Raw genomic sequence first — 18,659 nt, 5'->3', positions numbered from 1 at the left:
CGGCCTGATACTCTAGTCTTTGTAAGGAGTCATCATGGAAAGATATCATTTTAAAAACTTAAGTCCTGTTAACACAACATTTCTTGTGTCAACACCACTACTCGCCCTAGGTCTTGGCGGCTATGTTCTGGCAACAGAGGGGCTTCAGTGGCAACAACTATTACTGGCAATCGTTTATTATTTTATAACTGGTCTCTCTATCACGGCCGGCTACCATCGCCTCTTCTCGCACAGGGCCTACAAGGCATCATGGCCTGTTCGTTTGTTTTTCCTAATTTTTGGAGCAGCAACTTTTCAAAATTCTGCCTTAAAGTGGTCTGCCGATCACCGTCGCCATCACGGAAATGTTGATACAGAAGTAGACCCATACAATATCAACGAGGGCTTCTTCTACGCTCACATGGGCTGGGTTCTCTTAAAAGAAAATCCAAAGTACGCCAACCTCTATCCAAAAGATCTGACAAGTGATCGCCTTATCATGTGGCAACACAAATACTATCTCCTACTGTGTGCCTTTTTTGGCCTTATCCTCCCGGGACTTCTCGGGGCCTTGCTTGGAAGCTTTCTCTACGGTTTTGCCATAGCTGGACTTGCAAGAGTGGTCTTTGTTCATCATGCCACTTTCTTCATCAATTCCCTTTGCCATATGGTTGGAAACCAGCCTTATTCCCTAGAACACTCTGCTAAAGACAGTTGGCTTATGGCCTTCTTTACTTACGGAGAGGGATACCATAACTTTCACCACACATTTCAAACAGATTACAGAAATGGCATACGTTGGTACCACTTCGATCCAACGAAATGGCTCATCTATACGCTCTCAAAGTTCAACCTAGCAAAGGGACTCAAAGTCATTGCCGAGGAAGATATTGAACTAGCAAAATTTCGCGTTCAGATGGAAAAGCTCGAACAACTAGAACTCGATCAAACAATGATTGAAAAAGCTCACGCACTCTTTGAACAAATTAAAAAGAATCTACAAGATCAGAAAAGACTACGTCGAAATAACGAATGGGCACTTAAGGACGAACTTTTAGGTGAAATGAGAGAACTCTCTCACTCATTTTACAATATGATCACGCTCGCCAAGACGGCATGCGCTTAAAATAGACCAAAATATTGCTCCGCTTAGCCTAGCGGAGCTTTTTTCCTCCTCCACTGCCTCGATCCTCCCTGTCATAATAAACATATGGGCCATGCACTCAAAGAAAGCTCTCAAGAGCGCTTTCATCTGTACGATGAATTTTTCGACAACTTCACCTCACTCCATACTCGCGATAATTATCGTCGAGATATGGCGCAATTTTTAGAATGGCTCAGCGATAACTACCCCTTAAAGTCTTACCAAGAAATCGAGCGCATCCACATCATACGCTATAGGAACTTTCTAGCTGAAGTTGGTGGACGAGACGGCGAGCCCTGTGCACCAAAAACGATAGGGCGAAAATTGGCGGCCCTCTCAAGTTACTTCCATTTCCTAGTAGAAAAGGGACAGTGTGACTTTAACCCTGTCACAAGTGTTAAAAGACCACGTACAGAAGTCATGACTCCTACCAACGCCCTCTCCGGTGAACAGGTGCGAGAGATGCTTTTAGCTATTGATAGTAAAAACAACTCAGGACCACTTCATAAGGCCCTTCTTTTGACTTTTTTTACAACGGGTCTCAGAAAGAGCGAGATCTTAAACCTTCGCGTAAAAAACTATAAAGACTTAGATGGTAACAAGATTATTCAATATCGTGGGAAAGGTGGAAAGCTTGGACAAAAACTACTCCACCCAAGTTGTATCAATGCCATAGAAGAATATAAACAATGGATGATCGACAAAGAAAGAGAGCACGATCTCAACGACTGGCTCTTTCAGCCAACTAAAAACCCGAGCAATCCAGAGAATCTCAACAAGCCACTCAATCCAAAAACGATCAATGAGATCATTCAAAAATACGCTAAAAAAATTGGAATTAACTTCAAAGTAAGTCCACACTCTGCAAGAGCGACATTCATTAGTGAACTATTAGAAATAGGTGTTGATATTTATACCGTGGCCCAAGAAGTCAACCACGCATCTGTTAAAACGACTCAAGAATACGACAAGAGAAGAAAGAAAATCACTGACTCACCTGTCGTAAAGCTCGACTTCTAACTTAGGCCACAAGCTTTTTAATCTCTCCGAGAACATCGCTTATGGCCTCTAAGAAAGTTTCTTTCTTAAGAACATTCTTATCAATGAGCTTTTCAAAACCCAGGGTCATCATTCGCATTTTATCCATTTCACTCAAAGCATCTGCTGTAATGAGAAAAATACTTGAATGCTGGAAAATATGATTTTCACTCAATTTTACTATTAAATCCTGCCCGTTCATTCCCGGCATATTGTAATCGAGTAGAACGCACTTTGGACGATGCTCCAAAATAGCACTGAGGGCCTCAGTAGAGTCTGAATAGAATTCATAATTTATTTCATATCCACTGAGCATTGAGGAAAAAACCTTCCCCATAAACTTATCATCATCAACAATTATTAAATCCAATTGCGCCATTGGTTACTCCTCAATTTGGGCCTGCTTATCTTTACGGATTTTTTCGCCTTTTTATTAATGATTTATGTCAGTTTAGTCTTAATATTGTCTTTAGCCACTAGATATAGTGGCTCACGCTACATGTCATGGCCCTATATCTTGTGTAAACACACTGCAAAAGACGCGGAGCGAATAGCAAAAACAATGAATTTTTTTCTAAAATTAGCTTACAAATAAAATGTTTTTTCGACCATTTGAAAAACGTTGACAAGACCCCTAAACGCCTTTGGCAAAGGGGTTTAGAGCTTGTAAAGTCCTAATTTCAAGGTCTTCAAAAATAAAGTTTCAGACCTTTTATTTTTTCTCTCAACAAGACTCTTGAAAAATTGTAATCTAGTGCTACTCTTTAATTATTGAAAAACAGAAGGAATTTTTTGCCTCACACACACAAGAATGATTCAAAAACTTCCCTTTTTTTAACAAATAAACACACACAAAAATAAAAAGAAATTTAGGTTAAAACCCACTTTTGAGACACACACGTAAGGAGGCACTGTGGATCCTATTTTAGCTCCCAACGAAGATCGCTTTGTTATTTTTCCAATTCAATATCACCAGATCTGGGATATGTATAAAAAGCATATGGCAGTATTTTGGACGGCCGAGGAAATTGATCTCGCTCCAGATTTAACAGATTGGGAAAAACTCAACGACAACGAAAGACATTTCATTAGTCACGTTCTCGCTTTCTTTGCGGCCAGTGATGGAATTGTTAACGAAAACTTGGCCCAGAGATTCTATAACGATGTTCAAATCCCTGAAGCAAGATGCTTCTACGGTTTCCAAATCGCTATGGAAAATATCCACTCTGAAATGTACTCACTACTTATTGATACATATGTAAAAGATGGTGCGACAAAAGATAAGCTCTTCCATGCTGTTGAGCACTTTGACTGCGTATCTAAGAAAGCAAAATGGGCCATGAAATGGATTGGTTCAGACAGTAAATTTGCTGAAAGACTAGTTGGTTTTGCGGCGGTAGAAGGAATCTTCTTTTCTGGATCATTCTGCTCAATCTACTGGCTCAAAAAACGTGGTCTCATGCCAGGTCTTTGTACTTCTAACGAGTTCATCTCTCGTGATGAAGGTCTTCACTGTGAATTTGCTTGTCTTATTCACTCTCTTCTTTCTGAAGAAGAGCAAGCGAGCAAAGAAACAATCAGACAGATTCTTACTGAAGCTGTTGAGATTGAAAAAGAATTTATCACTGAGGCCCTACCTGTATCTCTTATTGGTATGAACTCAGATATGATGACTAAATATATCGAATTTGTTTGTGACTACTGGCTAGTTCAACTTGGTTGCGAAAAAGAATTTGGTACAGAGAACCCATTTGATTGGATGGAACTTATCTCTTTAGAAGGAAAGACAAACTTCTTTGAAAAGAGAGTTTCTGAATACCAAAGACCAGGTGTTCTTGGTGAAAAACAAAGTCAAACTTTTACATTAGATGCGGAGTTCTAGAATATGTATGTTTTAACGAGAAGTGGTGAAAGAGAGCCAATCAAATTTGATAAAATCACTGACAGAATCGAAGGTCTATGTTTTGACCTCGATAGAAACTTCGTTGATCCAACACTTATTACACAAAAAGTTGTTGAAGGTATCTACGATGGTATTACAACTCAAGAACTTGATAAGCTAGCAGGTGAAACGGCTGCTTATCTATCGACAAAACACCCAGACTACTCAAAACTAGCTGGACGTATTGCCGTATCAAACCTACATAAAGAAACTAAGGGATGTTTTTCTGAAAACATCAAGTCTATGTACAACTACGTTAACGAGAAAACAGGAGAGCACTCTCCCCTCGTTTCTAAAGAGCTTTACGAAGTTGTTATGGCCAACGCTGAACTTCTTGATAAGCACGTAGACGATAAAAGAGATTTCAACTACGACTACTTTGGTTTCAAAACACTTGAAAAGTCATACCTCCTAAAAATGGATGGTAAAATTGTTGAAAGACCAGGACAAATGCTCATGAGAGTTTCTGTGGGAATCCACATGAACAACCTTGAAGCGGCCATTGAAACATACAATGGAATGAGTGAGAAATTCTTCACTCACGCAACTCCGACTCTTTTTAACTCTGGGACAAATAAGGCGCAACTTTCAAGCTGTTTTCTTTTGACAACAAAAGACGACTCTATTGAAGGTATCTACGATACACTAAAGCAAACGGCCCTGATTTCACAATCAGCTGGTGGTATTGGTCTTTCAATCCACAATATCCGTGCGAAAGGTTCTTTTATTAAAGGAACAAACGGTACTTCAAACGGTATCGTACCAATGCTTAAAGTTTTCAACGATACGGCCCGCTATGTTGATCAAGGTGGTGGAAAGCGTAAAGGTTCTTTTGCGATCTATCTTGAGCCATGGCATGCTGACGTTTCTGATTTCTTAGAGATGAAAAAGAACACAGGGGCCGAAGAAACTCGTGCTCGTGATCTTTTCTACGCTCTTTGGATTCCGGATCTTTTCATGAAGCGTGTTGAAGCTGATGAGCACTGGACTCTCATGTGTCCACACGAGTGTCCAGGTCTTGCTGACACTTATGGAGCCGAGTTTGAAGCTCTTTACACTCGCTATGAAAAAGAAGGAAAAGGTAAAAAAGTAATCCGTGCTCAAGACCTATGGTTTCAAGTTCTTGAATCACAAATTGAAACGGGTTCTCCTTATATGCTTTACAAAGATTCTGTTAACGAGAAATCGAACCAGAAAAACCTTGGGACAATTAAGTCTTCAAACCTTTGTACAGAGATTATGGAATACACTTCACCAGATGAAGTTGCCGTATGTAACCTTGCCTCAGTTGCACTTAACAAATTTGTTAAAGTCGAAGATGGTAAAGCGACGTATGATCACGATGAACTTTACAAGACTGTTTATCGCATGACAGCTAACCTTAACAGAATCATCGACATCAACTACTACCCAGTAGTTGAAGCGAAGAACTCAAACATGAGACATAGACCAATTGGTCTTGGTGTACAAGGTCTAGCAGATACATTCTTCCTTATGAGACTTCCATTTGAGTCGGATGAGGCCCTAAAGCTTAACAATGAGATTTTCGAAACGATCTACTTTGCAGCTTGTAGTGCATCAAAAGATTTAGCAGTTCAAGATGGTCCATACCAGACTTATGAAGGTTCACCAATTTCTCAAGGTCAATTCCAATTTGACATGTGGGGAGTGAAGCCATCAAGCGGACGTTGGGACTGGGAAACTCTTAGAGCTCAAATTAAAGAAAGTGGTGTTAGAAACTCTCTTCTTGTTGCGCCAATGCCAACGGCATCGACGTCACAAATTCTTGGAAATAACGAGTGTTTCGAGCCAATTACTTCAAATATCTATGTAAGACGTGTTCTTTCAGGTGAATTTGCTGTTGTTAATAAATACCTAGTAAATGACCTTATCGAAGCTGGTCTTTGGAATGAAGAGCTAAGAATGGAGATTATTGCAAACAATGGTTCTGTCCAAAACATTGCAAAAATTCCTGAAGAGATCAAAGAGCTCTATAAAACGGTTTGGGAAATTAAGCAAAAGGCCGTTATCAATATGTCGGCCGGACGTGCACCATTCATTGACCAAGGTCAATCTCTGAACGTTCACATGCAAGATCCTAACTTTGGAAAGCTCTCTTCTATGCACTTTTATGCATGGAAATCAGGTCTTAAAACAGGTATGTACTACCTAAGATCACGTGCTGCAGTTAACGCTGTTCAATTCACTGTTGATAAGAAATCAACGAGCGAATCAGCAAAACAACAAAATGAAGCGGCCATGGTTTGCTCAATCGACAATCCAGAGGATTGCGAGATGTGCGGAGCATAGTCCTCCATCAAAATGAATCAATCAAAAGGCCCCTCTTATTCGAGGGGCTTTTTTTTGTAAAAAAAACCTACTCCTTGAAAAGATCCTCATAAAAAAGGTAAGACAATAAATAAAAAACAAAAATGAGGACATAATGCTAAAAGTAATGACTCTATTACTCATGATCTCTAGCTCAACTCTAGCAAATTTAACGATTGGCGATGATCAATTCCAACAGTCCCATGAAAACAACTGTTTCTACATTGCTCGATTTGAACTTGAACTAAGTTCAAGTGACACCATAGAACTTTGTCATGGCAGTTCTCCAACGCCAGCAATGTGCTATCGCTTTTTAAGTAAGGCCCACGACCTTGAACTAGATAGCAAACATGCCATAGCAATTTGCAAAAGAGCGAGATCTCTCATGCAAAAAATAGATTGTGTCATCAATTTAAAAGAAAATAGAAATGATTATAGTGCTGATCTAGCCGTTAGGGAGTGTCGAGGGAGATAACTCTCCCTCTCGAAAATTATTATAAAAGTCCACTAAGAGATTTTTTGAAATGGTTCATTTTCTCAGAGTATTCATCACGCATCTTGCGTTGAATAAAGTCGGGAACACCACTTGTTAGGCCACTCCACCCAAGGACCTCTACTAATACGTCATGATCTTCTAGCTGATAGAGTCCGAAACTATAGAGCGTTCCACTTATAAAGCGATTGTACTGAGTCATAACTTGTGTGAGAACATAGTCTGGCGCCATATCAATTCCACTATTGGCCATGAAAGCATGGTAGTGAGAATTTGAAGAGGAAGCAAAGCTCGCATAAGAGCTCATCTTAAAACTTATAGAATAAGGAAAAGACTTTCTTTTGGCCCAAAAGATATTGTCCTTACCTTTTTGAAATTTCGTCTTGCGATTAAGGCGATTATAAGTAGCGCTTTTTAAGTGAAAACTTTCATCTATCTTTGAAAGATCACCCTTGATAACAAAGCGTGAGCGAAAAGAGAGAAAACGCTCCTGGGAAGTCTTTGGAAAAGATCCGACGATGAGATCATCCTCGACAAAGATAACGTCTGCTTTATCAGAAGGACTAAGCTTCACGTAAAAGGCCATCTGATCATCAAGAATTTGACTCGTTTTAAAAAAGTCCAAAGAAACAGCTCTAATTTGCGCCTTCGTCTGGACAGCAGTAAGAATGAGGAAGATTGATAAAAGTGAGCGAATGAACATGATAATCTCCTTATTTTGAAGACTATTTTCACCATTTAAAGACCAAATGTCCAGAATTCAGGGAAGAGACCTTAGCCAGGCAACTTGCCCTTTGAAAGCCTAATATTGAGATGGATAACGTCATTATTGTAGCAAGGATCAGATTCATCACTCAAGCGAACAAGATCTGAGAGTGAATCAATTTGCTTTTCAATAACATTTAAATAGCGAGGAGAAATACGTCTTATCATCATTTTATTAATGAGCTGATCAAATTCAAACTGAGCTGAAAACTCAGTGTCCCAAAGATCAAAACTCTTATAAATCGAATCGATATTCTTATTATAGGATTTTGGAAAGCGAAATTCACTCGATACAGGACGAATTGCCTCATCTTCAACAACGACAATTGCTCCATCTATAAGCGCTGAAATTGATCGATAGAGATCTTTATAAAGAGAAATATCACTAAGGCTCACCTCATCGCGCGAAAGCGTGAGAAGGAGAAAAAGGAAGTAGTTTTCCTTCTTCTCTCCAAGAAGCTGAATTTGACCTAGAGATAATTCTTTTTGACCGCTATTATTTTTTTTTGTTAGGGTTTGATTTTGACTTGAAGAATCAATATCTAACTTATTTTTGCGCTGTTTCTTAGAAACTTTTCCATCAAAAAGATAAGAAAACCCTTCAAACTGATTTTGACAGTAAGCAAGAATCAACTGCTCACCACGTGCTTTGCAAAGCCCATAGGCCATCTGATTCACAATACCAATCGATGGTTGCGCCTGATTCTTTTCAATCTTCACATAGTATTGATAATTGCACTCGAGCCCTCTGGTTTGTAAATAGAGAAAAAAACTTTTTGCCTGATCATAACCAAGTGACGTTCTAATTTTTATCAATTCCTGACCAAAGCTCATTTAAGTCTCCCACAGTGAGATTGTCGCCTTATAAAAGATTTCACAACCCCTTATCGGCCAGCTAGATTGGCTTCATTAATTATTTAGGGAGCTTTATGAGACTTTTTCAATCACTAATTTTGAGTTTAATAACAATAACTTCGTGCTTTGCTGGCCATGGGGTCGAGCGTGGAAAAATAATTGTTCAAACACCAAGCTCACTACAAAGAGACATTAAAACTTATTTAGAGAAAAAGCTCGTTTCGTGTGCAAGCGATCAGCAAGTTAACCAATTTATCGTTACAGATATGAAGCTTAGAAAAGACAGAGTCGACCAAGGTATTGTTGATCTCTACTACACAATTGATCTTCTTCACAAAAACCAAACAGGAAGAATGCTCAACCTTATTCAGGTTGAAGTTGAAGATGTCGACTACAGTAACTATAGACACTATCACGAAAAATTATCAATCACATTACTAAAAGACTTGAACAACAATTGTCACTTATAAGGAGAACACCATGAAAAAAATGATGACACTTGCCCTTTTAATTTCAACAAGCGCATTTGCGACAGTAAAGAACTCAAGCTACGCAGCTCTTCACAACAAGGCCCTAGTTGAGGCCATTACAAATGAATGTAACGAAATGAAAGATCTTACAATCGTTACAACAAAAGAAGAAATCGACCAAGTAGATCAGGGAATTACAGATTACTACTACACAACTGTTCTAACAGGAAAGCAAAGATATGATCAGAATATCTTTGATAAATACACGATCACAGTTGAGTCATCATACCTTGATGGTTATGACAGATCTACTGGTGAAAGTGGAACATACTTCGTAAATAGCGTTAAATGCTCTATGAATGATTAATAAAAAAGGCCTCGAAAGAGGCCTTTTTTTATGGATCAAATCTTAAAACTTTTACTTTATACATTTGAACTTTTTCTTCAAATATCTCAGGACCAAACTGTGGAGTGATATCAACAAACCCCGTCTCATCGCACTTAGGTACTCTTAAGTAAGATCGTAAAACAATGACAGCACCAGGATTGAGGCCGACTTTAATTTTCTGAAGAAAGCTCTCTTCGAGGTCCCCACTAAAATAACTAGGAACATCGCTTAAAGAGAGAAAATCAAACTTCCCTCTTTTTTCAATACAACTAATCATGTCTTCTTGATACGTTTGAAAACTTGCAGATTCTAATGCCTTTTTATTAGCATAGAAAATCTCTTCCTTGGCCTCCACAGGATTTCCATCTTCGTGGCGAATTTCACCATAAAAACAAAGGTGCATAAAATAGCTATTTCTTGCCAGTTGTTCGCTCATCAGGTGATCAAATGCTTCTGTGTAATAGTCTAAGTATGACTGAGAAACATTCTTTTTAATAAAATCACCCTTGTAGAGTAAAGCATTAAAGATGGCCTTATTTCCTAAAAGAAAAAGGACCGTTTTCCATCTCTTCATAGGAAAATCATTTTCAAAGTAGCGGGCCTGATCCTGAATGTGATGGAATTGAAAGATTTTATCGTAATCACGACCAAGTATTTTCCTATTGATCTTAGCAAGCGTTTTAAAAGTCTTTTCCCACTTACCTTCATAGAGAACCGATTGCCATCCAAGTTCTTTATAGACATCTAAGAAAAACTCTTTGGCCTGATCATCGAGTTCTAAATTATAAAATAGCTCACGTCTCTTATGACCATAATCGTATCCGCCATAAGGAGGAAAACCCCAAAAGAGAAGAAAATCATGAAAATCAAATTGACGAATTGTCTCCATTCTAAGAATCGTTAGATAGAGCTGATGAGAAGAAACATCGGCGCAGACGAGTTTTTCAACACCCTCTTGCATAAGAGGCAAGGCGCGAGATCCACTTCCCGCAACGGCAAAAATACTCTTAGGCTTGAGTTTTTTCACCATTTCAACTTCTAAAGTCGTATCTTCATTACCAAGAGTATAATTGAGTTGATTAAAATATTTTTGCGCCAAAATTATTCCTTCGTTAGTGCATGTTTACGACAAAGATTAAATTCTTCTTCTGTAATTATACCATTATGGCCCATGATTGTGGCCAATTTTACGCCGTGATCTTTGGCCATGCGATCGATTTCTACGACTTTGTGATAGTCAATACGACGTGAAAGCGTGAAAGGCTCATAGCGACCTTCTAAAGCAAGTAGCGCCGTTTCAGCAAGACAAGCATAGACCATGGCACCTTCTAAACCTAAGTCAATCTTAATTTCATTCACACCAGGCAAGAGAACTTCCCCACTGGCCACGACCATAACATCGGGACGACTCATGGCCTCATTTTCAGTAATATCAAATGGCCTCGATACATCACAAATAATCGCACCTGGTTTAACTCTCTTAATATCTAAGATCTTTTTCCCCAAGCCACTGGTTGAGGTGATAATTAAGTCTGCATTTACGATGGCCTCATCGGCCTTTGTAGAAACAGAGACCTTTGAATTTGGGAATTCTTTTGTGATCTCTTCTTTTAACTCGATCAATTTATAAGCACGAGGCGCCATAATCGTGACTTCACTCCACGTATCGGCCAGAAATTTTGAACAAACCGCCCCAATACTTCCCGTTGCCCCAATCACAACAGCTTTTCCAAGATATCGCCCATCTTCTTTTTTTACTAAATTCATTTTATCAACAGCGTACTTAGCGGCCCAAAGTGTAGAACAGGCAGAAAGAGAGTTTCCCGTTGTGACAGGAATAGGGCTTCTCTTATTAACACTTACCCCTGCATCACCAACAATCTTAGTATAAGCACCAAGACCAATAATCTTGGCCCCTTGAATCTTGGCGAGCTCACTTAAGCGAATAAGTTTTTTGTAAACCTTCTCAGGATCTTTACTCATAAGTTTTTTAGGAGTTTCAGTCACAGCATAAATAAGCCCATCAACCGTTTTCCCACTTTTAACACTACGAATGCCAGGAATTTTCCCATAATAAAAACCTGGAGCATGCCCCATGATCTCTTCAGCGCTATCTTTAACTAATTTATTTTTCGGCAGAAACTTTAATAGTGGATGTTTAAACAGATAGTCTCCACTTAGAGGGTGAATAATAAAGGCGAATTTTTCAATGGATTGACGATCATTTGAGTTAACATTCATTAATTCATGGAGATGCCCCTTAGGTGAAGAGCTCTCAATCCACTTTATGAGATCTCTTTGTTCGAGGTCTGCTTTATTTTTAGAAAGAAAAATCAGACCTTCTAAAATAGTATATGAAAGTCCCTTACTAACAAGATCTTCACTCATAATAGAGAGGACTTCGTGAACACCAACATCGACAAGTCTTTTTTTCAAACTAGGCGTAAGCATATCAACGATAATACTTTTCCTATTTAAATGTGAGAGATCAATGTAATTAAAAGAAGCTTCATTTCCGACAAAAACGTCACCTTTAAAAAAAGGCGCTAAAACAGGATTATCTTTTTGAAAAAGTGAAACCCTAGAGCGGCGGATAGTCTTTCTTTTTAAAATAGGTGCCATTAATTTAATAATGCGCTTTACGGCCTTCGTCGTTTTTAAAAATCTAGGCATGCGAAAGAAGAAATAAGGATCAGCAAGCGTAATATCAAAATTCATCTCTTCAAGAACACTTGCTTCTCTAAAATTTACCCCACCAGCATAGATTGAAAAGGTCTTCGAATTGAAAAAGCGAGGACGAGCGCGACACTCTCTTCTTAGAATATAAGGAATGAAGATATCTTTTAAATCTTGCCCAGTAAATATTGGCGTCTCATAGGCAAGTGATTTTAATGTTGCCGTTTGAGGATGAATGAAACTCTCCCCTTTTGAAAGATCAATACGATTTGGAAGACCTGAAATACATATTGCATCACACGCACCATCAAATTTTTTAACAAGCCCTTTTGTTAACTCCATATCAAAATTTGTTGAATATTCACTAACTCTATATGTCTGACCTTCAAACTCAATGGTACGATCAAAATGGCTTGTATCCATTCCAAATGCGATTGATACCAGGTGCTTCATAAGACTTCCTCACTATTTAAAAGTGATTTCTTATATCCATCTATAAAAGAAGGCATGCTTTCTTTGAATGATTGATTTAACCCGTCAAAATCGCGGTTAAAATTGTCATTAGAAAATTGCATAGAGTAATAAAAATAAGAATAGAGATCCTTTGGAATGTGGAGTTTTTCAAAAACTATGGGAGCGATCAATTTTACAAGACGAAAATTTCGTACACTCTTTACTAACCCTTTAATGGCATAAGACTTTAGCATCGCCTTAATAAGTTCTTTATTCGATACAAGATTATTATAGACGAGATGGTAATAATTCTTCTTGCCTAAACTTTCCTTGGAAATCCAACTATCCATGGCCTTTGTAATAACATCAATCCCAACAATAGGGAGAATTGATTTCTCAGAATATGGAATTGGTAAAACAGCGAGAGATCGTAGTACTTTTTTATTCTTAGCGATAAGATCCAAAAGAAAATAAGGGCCATCTTTTTTGAAAATTGTTGGTCTATCATTAGAAGCGATAACTATTCCAGGTCTAAAGACAGTTAATGAAACACCGTCTTTGATATGTTCGTGAACAAACATCTCGGCCATGGCCTTTGTTTTCTCGTAATTATTTCCTTCGTAAACTTCGCTCAAAGCAACTTCGTCTGCCATAAAATTCTGTCTACCAAAGACTGCAACAGTTGAAATGTGGAGAAACTTTTTTAAATTAGGTAATCGATTAGAAAAGTTAACTACACTTATTGTTGCTTGAACATTCGACAAATAAAGCTCTTTATAACTTAGATTAAAATCATAGGCCGCCGCTAAGTGAATAACTTGTTCAATATCTTCCATTTCATTAACAAGTTTTGTAAGAAGATCCGTCTCATTTAAAGGACAGTGGAGCCATTGAATTGAATCATTTTTATTTTTTGCTTGATATGGTCTACGCGTTAGACAAATAAGTGAATAATCTTTTGAAGAAAATTGCCTTAGAAACTCTTTACCAATGAAACCTGTTGCTCCTGTAACAAGGATTTTTTTCATGAAAGATCAACCTCCATCCCCGTTGCATAGGGACAAATCTCTTCGCCTCCATAGACGGTCAAGGCCTTCTTTAAATTGTTGATCTCCCAGTACTGTTCACTCGATTCTTTATGAAAGACTTCCCCATCACCAAAGAAGTTTAAGTCTCTATCTTTAGTGAGATTTGTTATAACGGCACTAGAAGTTTCAAAAGAAATTATATTTGAGTCAAAAACAGAGTCTTGGCCCTGAGAAAAACGCAGCATCGCTTGAGCAAATTGTAAACGATTCTTATGCTTAAAAATCGTTATATTAAATAGTCCATCATCATTCTTTGTATAAGGAGCAATTTCAAAAGACTGACCAAACTTCTTTTGATTATTCACCATAATAAGTGGTGCCTGAATTTTTCCAGTGAATTCTCTCGATTCAATATAGAAATCATAAAGTTGAAAAGAGCTTGAGAATAACTCAGTCGTTGCCATGAAAGGATAGATCGTTCGTCCAGTCTTTCCCATGATTGATTTAAAAAGAGGATACCTAACGCGAAGATCATTAATCTTAGAGACGACATGACTTGCAAGTCCAATTCCGCCATTCGTGGCCATAAAGCGCCTATTCACAGAGATTAGATCGATTTTCTTCTTCTTTTTATTTCTTAAAAGATAAGTAATTTCCTTGATCTTTTTACCAACATTCAACTCGCACGCAAGATCATTGGCAGTCCCACCTGGAGCGATAAGAAGATTAATATCGGAGTAAACGAGATTTTGAATGAGTGTGTGAACTGTACCATCGCCACCAACAGAGATGATTGTATCGACACCATTTAATTTATCTTTTTCAATTTCGTAGATGAGTTCTGAGACAGTTCTCGTATATTTAAAGTTTAGATCGGAGCGAAAAAGAACACGTCGCAAAGACTCTTCCCAACGGATCTGACTTGCATTACTCGAAGCTTTATTAATATAAACACTTATTGCACTCATCTTCTTTCCTATGAATATTCAAGTAGATATATCTTAGGGTTAAAGTGCATTTTCTACTACGCTCCCTATAAATTTTACTTAGATATACATTTACAAAGCAAAACAAAGTAGATTCAAAGATATCAGAGGTTTAGCATGAAAATCGCGATTATATGTTCGAAAGTAACATTTGTACCCAACAACTATATGCCCTTCATCACTAAGGCCATTAATGAGTTAAATAAATTAGACATTGAAGTTCATTTAATCATCTCCCAAAACAACTCCTTGGAGTACGTTAAAAAAGGTGCGCTTCTCTTTCTTGCAGGAGCAAGAGACTGTGGTTTGGAGCTTATGAAAAATGAATTGCAAACCCGTTTAAGTTGTCCAAAAGAGCAATATGCTAAACAATCAAAAATTTCTTTTATCAAAGTTTCGAACTTAAACTCCGATATGACTTTGAACTATATTAGAGAAAAAAAGATCGATCTTCTCGTGAACGCGAGAACTCGCACAATCTTCAAAAAAAGGCTTTTAAAAATCGCCCCACTTGGTGCCATCAACATTCATCATGGACTTTTACCAAAAGACCGAGGAACTCTTTGTGATCTCTACGAAATAGCGGAAAATAGAGATGCTGGCTTTAGCATTCATAAGATGAGCGAAAAACTTGATGATGGAGAGATCCTAAAAACATATTGTGTTCAAGGCGCTGAATCAGAGAATAAAGATTTTAAACAATACCAGCTTAAATCGATGCATGATGAAGCTAACCAATTAATAAATCTCATTAAAGAAACTATTGAGCTGAAGACATTACCAACAGGACATCACAATACACACGAAGAAATTCGTTACTATAAAACACCAAATTTAAAAACGATTAGATCGTTACTGGAAAAAGGAATCAAAATATGAGCAACTGTAAGATCTTATTTCATCACGGCTCACCGGGAACGAGTGAGGACTTTGATATTATTACAGATAAGCTTGATAAACTTACCACTTATAAATTACGCCGCTTTGACGAAATGAATCTCGATGGTCCTATTATAGAAGTCGGCTATTCTTGGGGTTGTTTTTATGCTCTTAAAAATGCACTTAAACATAAAAATAATGTAAGTGCGATTATCCTCATTGCCCCTTACCTTTTCCCAACAAAAGTGGGCGCCTTTAAGAAGCTCATTATTAAAAATAAAAAAGTTGGTGACATTATTATTAATAAGGCCTCGTCAAAATCGATTGAACAACACCTCGTTAATAGTTCATATCCAGACAAAGTACCTAACAACTACAAACAAGCGGCCTTAAAATATACCTCCCCTGATCTTATTAGAGAAAGCCTTCTTGAAAAAGATGTAAAGAAGAGTGAAATTAAAGAATTACTTTCGAAAGTAAAAAAATTAGACATTCCTATTTACGTTATACGTGGAAGTGAAGATAAGACCAGTAATGGAGAAGAACAAATAAATCAAATTCGTGAATTTCTAAAAATCAAGCAAGAAGCTATACTTGCAGATAAAGGGCACGCTCTTCTTTGGACAGCAACAAGTGAAGTTGCAAGCTTCATTGAAGAAGTATCTAATACAATTAAGGGAACTCAAAAGCTTGGTTACGTCCAAGGAGAATCAAAACTTAATAATGTGTGTAGCTTTCTTGAGGAGCACTTAGAAAAAAACCCAAAAAAAGAAGTTCTCTGCTGGGTCTCGCCAGAGAATAGATTAAAATGGGCAAATAATCCAACAGACAAGATTGAACACGATTCAGTTGATGTGGAACAACTCCATTATACAGTTGGAAAACTGGCAGGAGGTCTCAAAAAACAAGGCATTCAAAAAGGTGATCGCGTCATTGTTTTTATTCCGATGTCTTTTCCTATGTATGCCATGATGTTTGCACTTCAAAAGATTGGTGCCATTGCCGTTTTCCTTGATAGTTGGGCCAGAAGAGACCAACTAAATGTTAGTGCAGAAGTTGTTAATCCAAAAGCGATTATCAGCTTTGAGAAGGCCTTTCAATTTCTAGAGGGGATTGAATCCATTGATAAAATTGATTTGAAAATCTCTGTCGGCCCCTGTGAAAAAGCTTATTCAACGAGCTTTGAAAAACTTATGAGTGAGCAAACATGGTCAGAGATAGAACCAGTAGAAAAAGAGCATACCGCCTTGATCACATTTACAACGGGAAGCTCTGGAACGCCAAAAGGAGCAGATAGGTCACATCGATTTCTCGCCAGTCAACATTACGCTCTCAATCGTCACATTCCCTATAAGAGTGATGACATTGATATTCCAGCATTCCCAATCTTTAGCTTAAATAATTTAGCAGCAGGTGTTACAACGACGCTCCCAGCAATTGATGTTGGAGCTCCTAATCCACTTGATGCTCCCATGCTAGTTGCACAAATTAAAACGATGAATGTTTCATGTACAACACTAAGTCCATCTCTGATGAATGCACTATCAAGCTACTGTAATGAACATAAAATAATTTTAAATGAGCTCCGCAGAATCATCACGGGAGGAGCTCCTGTATCAAAAGATGATGTTAGACATATCAAGCAATGTGCGCCTCATGCAGAAGTGTTAATTCTCTATGGATCAACTGAAGTTGAACCAATGGCCCACATCAACGATGTTGATATGCTAAAAGAAGATAAACTTTCAAAAGACCCACAATGGGTAGATGAAGGCGTCAACGTTGGACGTTTTGACGAAGGTCTTCAAGTTAAATTTTTAAAAATTGAAAGAGGACCAATCACAGTCACATCAAAAACAGACTGGAGCTATCTGGAAGTTCCCAAGGGACAGGTTGGTGAGATCATCGTTAGTGGTGAACACGTATGCGAGCGCTACTACAATAATGACGAGGCCTTTTACAAGAGTAAAATTGTCGATATCGATGGAACAATCTGGCATAGAACAGGCGACCTTGGACGTTTTGATTCAAACGACAATCTATGGATTGTTGGAAGAATACACAATGCAATAGAGCGAGATGGACAATATCTCTTTCCAGTAAGAGCTGAAGTAATATTGAAGAGAATGCCATTTACAAAGAATGTTGCGTTTTTAGGTATGAAAGATAACACCATTGGGGAAGCGACATACGCTGTCTTCAGTGCAAAAGATGAAGTTGGATCGGATTTTGAACAATGGAAAAATCAAATCCAATCAGTCATGGATAAAAACGATATCCCTGTTGATAAAATTGTCCAAGTCGATGAGATTCCCATGGACCCTAGACACCACTCAAAAGTAGAGTATGCAAAACTAAAAGAACTACTTTTAAAAAGAGAATTAAGTGAAAGCGTGGATTAGTTTTTTAAAAGAGAGATTTGATCCCTTATCAAATACAGCGATGATCACTCTTCTTATTTATTATCACCAAAGCTTTAGTGTGAAAGTCATCACTTATGACCAGATTGCACTTTGCTTTCTTTTTAGCTTTTCATTTTTTTTGAAGCTTAGAATATATGATGAGATCAAAGATTACCAAACAGATCTAATTCACAATCCAACTCGCCCACTTCCTCGTGGATTACTCACCATCAGTAGTGCAAAGAGAGTTCTTTTACTAACATTTTTTATAGAAGCGACCACACTTTTTTATAATCATAATCTCTCAAAACTATTGATCCCTCTTTGGGGCTATTCACTTCTTATGTACAATGAGTTCTTTATAGGAAAATGGCTTTCAAAAAAGCTTACAACTTACGCCATAACACATACGTTCATCATTTTCATTTACTCTCTTTTTATTCAAGAGTTCTTAGATATTGAATTAGAAACGACATCGACAATTATACTAGCTCTAAGTTGCTGGCTATGCTTCAATGTTTATGAATTTGCAAGAAAGGTCTATTGCTCAGAATTTGAAAAGGAAGTTCCAACGTATAGTAATGTATGGGGAATTAAAGGGGCCTTTTTATTAACACTCTCTCAAGTGCTAATGGCAACAACTTGCCTTCTCTTTTTAAGTCATGACTTAATTTTTGCATCTGTCGCAATTAATCTTATGGCCATTTTATTTATGAGTCCACTTTTAATATGGAATGGCCCAAAACAGGCCAAGCTTTTTAGAATGACGAGTAATCTATTTATCATCATTTTTCTAACAACAACAATCGCGTTCAACACTATGGGATCTTAAT

General features: G+C 37.8%; 17 protein-coding genes. 10 read left to right on the top strand and 7 right to left on the bottom strand.

Annotated features, from left to right (window positions below):
• Window positions 1-34: 34 nt before the first annotated feature.
• Both HBN50_RS07115 and HBN50_RS07110 read left to right on the top strand, forming a co-directional pair.
• Window positions 35-1,105 (top strand): acyl-CoA desaturase, encoded by a 1,071-nt coding sequence (locus tag HBN50_RS07115; protein WP_273868910.1) that lies wholly within the window; start codon window positions 35-37, stop codon window positions 1,103-1,105.
• Between the two features lie 84 nt (window positions 1,106-1,189).
• A complete protein-coding gene (locus tag HBN50_RS07110; RefSeq protein WP_273868909.1) occupies window positions 1,190-2,143 on the top strand; it encodes a tyrosine-type recombinase/integrase in 954 nt (317 codons plus the stop codon).
• 1 nt (window position 2,144) lies between these two features.
• On the opposite strand, the gene HBN50_RS07105 is transcribed toward HBN50_RS07110, so the two are convergent.
• A complete protein-coding gene (locus HBN50_RS07105; protein ID WP_273868908.1) occupies window positions 2,145-2,540 on the bottom strand; it encodes a response regulator in 396 nt (131 codons plus the stop codon).
• A 534-nt stretch (window positions 2,541-3,074) separates the two neighbouring features.
• Here HBN50_RS07105 and HBN50_RS07100 point away from each other — a divergent pair.
• From HBN50_RS07100 to HBN50_RS07090, 3 genes are all read left to right on the top strand, one after another.
• Window positions 3,075-4,043 (top strand): ribonucleotide-diphosphate reductase subunit beta, encoded by a 969-nt coding sequence (locus HBN50_RS07100; RefSeq protein ID WP_273868907.1) that lies wholly within the window; start codon window positions 3,075-3,077, stop codon window positions 4,041-4,043.
• A gap of 3 nt (window positions 4,044-4,046) precedes the next feature.
• Complete coding sequence (locus tag HBN50_RS07095; RefSeq protein WP_273868906.1) at window positions 4,047-6,413, top strand: ribonucleoside-diphosphate reductase subunit alpha; 2,367 nt, start codon at window positions 4,047-4,049, stop codon at window positions 6,411-6,413.
• A 133-nt stretch (window positions 6,414-6,546) separates the two neighbouring features.
• Window positions 6,547-6,906, top strand: coding sequence for a hypothetical protein (locus HBN50_RS07090; RefSeq protein ID WP_273868905.1), 360 nt, complete (start codon window positions 6,547-6,549; stop codon window positions 6,904-6,906).
• A 19-nt stretch (window positions 6,907-6,925) separates the two neighbouring features.
• On the opposite strand, the gene HBN50_RS07085 is transcribed toward HBN50_RS07090, so the two are convergent.
• Entirely contained in the window at window positions 6,926-7,627 is a 702-nt protein-coding gene (locus tag HBN50_RS07085; protein WP_273868904.1) for a hypothetical protein, read from the bottom strand.
• A gap of 71 nt (window positions 7,628-7,698) precedes the next feature.
• Entirely contained in the window at window positions 7,699-8,523 is an 825-nt protein-coding gene (locus tag HBN50_RS07080; RefSeq protein WP_273868903.1) for a hypothetical protein, read from the bottom strand.
• A 95-nt stretch (window positions 8,524-8,618) separates the two neighbouring features.
• Between HBN50_RS07080 and HBN50_RS07075 the strand changes: the two genes are divergently transcribed.
• Both HBN50_RS07075 and HBN50_RS07070 read left to right on the top strand, forming a co-directional pair.
• Window positions 8,619-9,014: a hypothetical protein gene (locus tag HBN50_RS07075; protein ID WP_273868901.1), complete on the top strand. Its 396-nt coding sequence runs from the start codon at window positions 8,619-8,621 to the stop codon at window positions 9,012-9,014.
• 10 nt (window positions 9,015-9,024) lie between these two features.
• Window positions 9,025-9,381 (top strand): hypothetical protein, encoded by a 357-nt coding sequence (locus tag HBN50_RS07070; protein WP_273868899.1) that lies wholly within the window; start codon window positions 9,025-9,027, stop codon window positions 9,379-9,381.
• 28 nt (window positions 9,382-9,409) lie between these two features.
• On the opposite strand, the gene HBN50_RS07065 is transcribed toward HBN50_RS07070, so the two are convergent.
• From HBN50_RS07065 to HBN50_RS07050, 4 genes are read right to left on the bottom strand one after another with little or no spacing between them, the layout of a single operon-like run.
• Complete coding sequence (locus HBN50_RS07065; protein WP_273868897.1) at window positions 9,410-10,501, bottom strand: DUF3419 family protein; 1,092 nt, start codon at window positions 10,499-10,501, stop codon at window positions 9,410-9,412.
• 2 nt (window positions 10,502-10,503) lie between these two features.
• Entirely contained in the window at window positions 10,504-12,531 is a 2,028-nt protein-coding gene (locus tag HBN50_RS07060) for a hypothetical protein (protein ID WP_273868896.1), read from the bottom strand.
• Window positions 12,528-13,559 (bottom strand): SDR family oxidoreductase, encoded by a 1,032-nt coding sequence (locus HBN50_RS07055; protein ID WP_273868894.1) that lies wholly within the window; start codon window positions 13,557-13,559, stop codon window positions 12,528-12,530. Before HBN50_RS07055 ends, HBN50_RS07060 begins: the two co-directional genes overlap by 4 nt.
• Window positions 13,556-14,527, bottom strand: a complete 972-nt coding sequence (locus HBN50_RS07050; protein WP_273868893.1) for a diacylglycerol/lipid kinase family protein — start codon at window positions 14,525-14,527, stop codon at window positions 13,556-13,558. Before HBN50_RS07050 ends, HBN50_RS07055 begins: the two co-directional genes overlap by 4 nt.
• 135 nt (window positions 14,528-14,662) lie before the next feature.
• Here HBN50_RS07050 and HBN50_RS07045 point away from each other — a divergent pair, with 135 nt between their 5' ends.
• From HBN50_RS07045 to HBN50_RS07035, 3 genes are read left to right on the top strand one after another with little or no spacing between them, the layout of a single operon-like run.
• Window positions 14,663-15,424: a formyltransferase family protein gene (locus HBN50_RS07045; protein WP_273868892.1), complete on the top strand. Its 762-nt coding sequence runs from the start codon at window positions 14,663-14,665 to the stop codon at window positions 15,422-15,424.
• Window positions 15,421-17,826 carry an AMP-binding protein gene (locus HBN50_RS07040; RefSeq protein ID WP_273868890.1) on the top strand — a complete coding sequence of 802 codons (2,406 nt, stop codon included), beginning with the start codon at window positions 15,421-15,423 and terminating at the stop codon, window positions 17,824-17,826. The genes HBN50_RS07045 and HBN50_RS07040 overlap by 4 nt, the downstream gene beginning before the upstream one ends.
• Complete coding sequence (locus HBN50_RS07035; RefSeq protein ID WP_273868889.1) at window positions 17,810-18,658, top strand: UbiA family prenyltransferase; 849 nt, start codon at window positions 17,810-17,812, stop codon at window positions 18,656-18,658. The genes HBN50_RS07040 and HBN50_RS07035 overlap by 17 nt, the downstream gene beginning before the upstream one ends.
• Window position 18,659 lies beyond the last annotated feature (1 nt).

This window comes from Halobacteriovorax sp. GB3, from assembly GCF_028649655.1.
Classification (GTDB): domain Bacteria; phylum Bdellovibrionota; class Bacteriovoracia; order Bacteriovoracales; family Bacteriovoracaceae; genus BSW11-IV.
The sequence above is the reverse complement of the archived record's forward strand: the minus strand, read 5'-3'. Positions and strand labels throughout refer to the sequence as shown.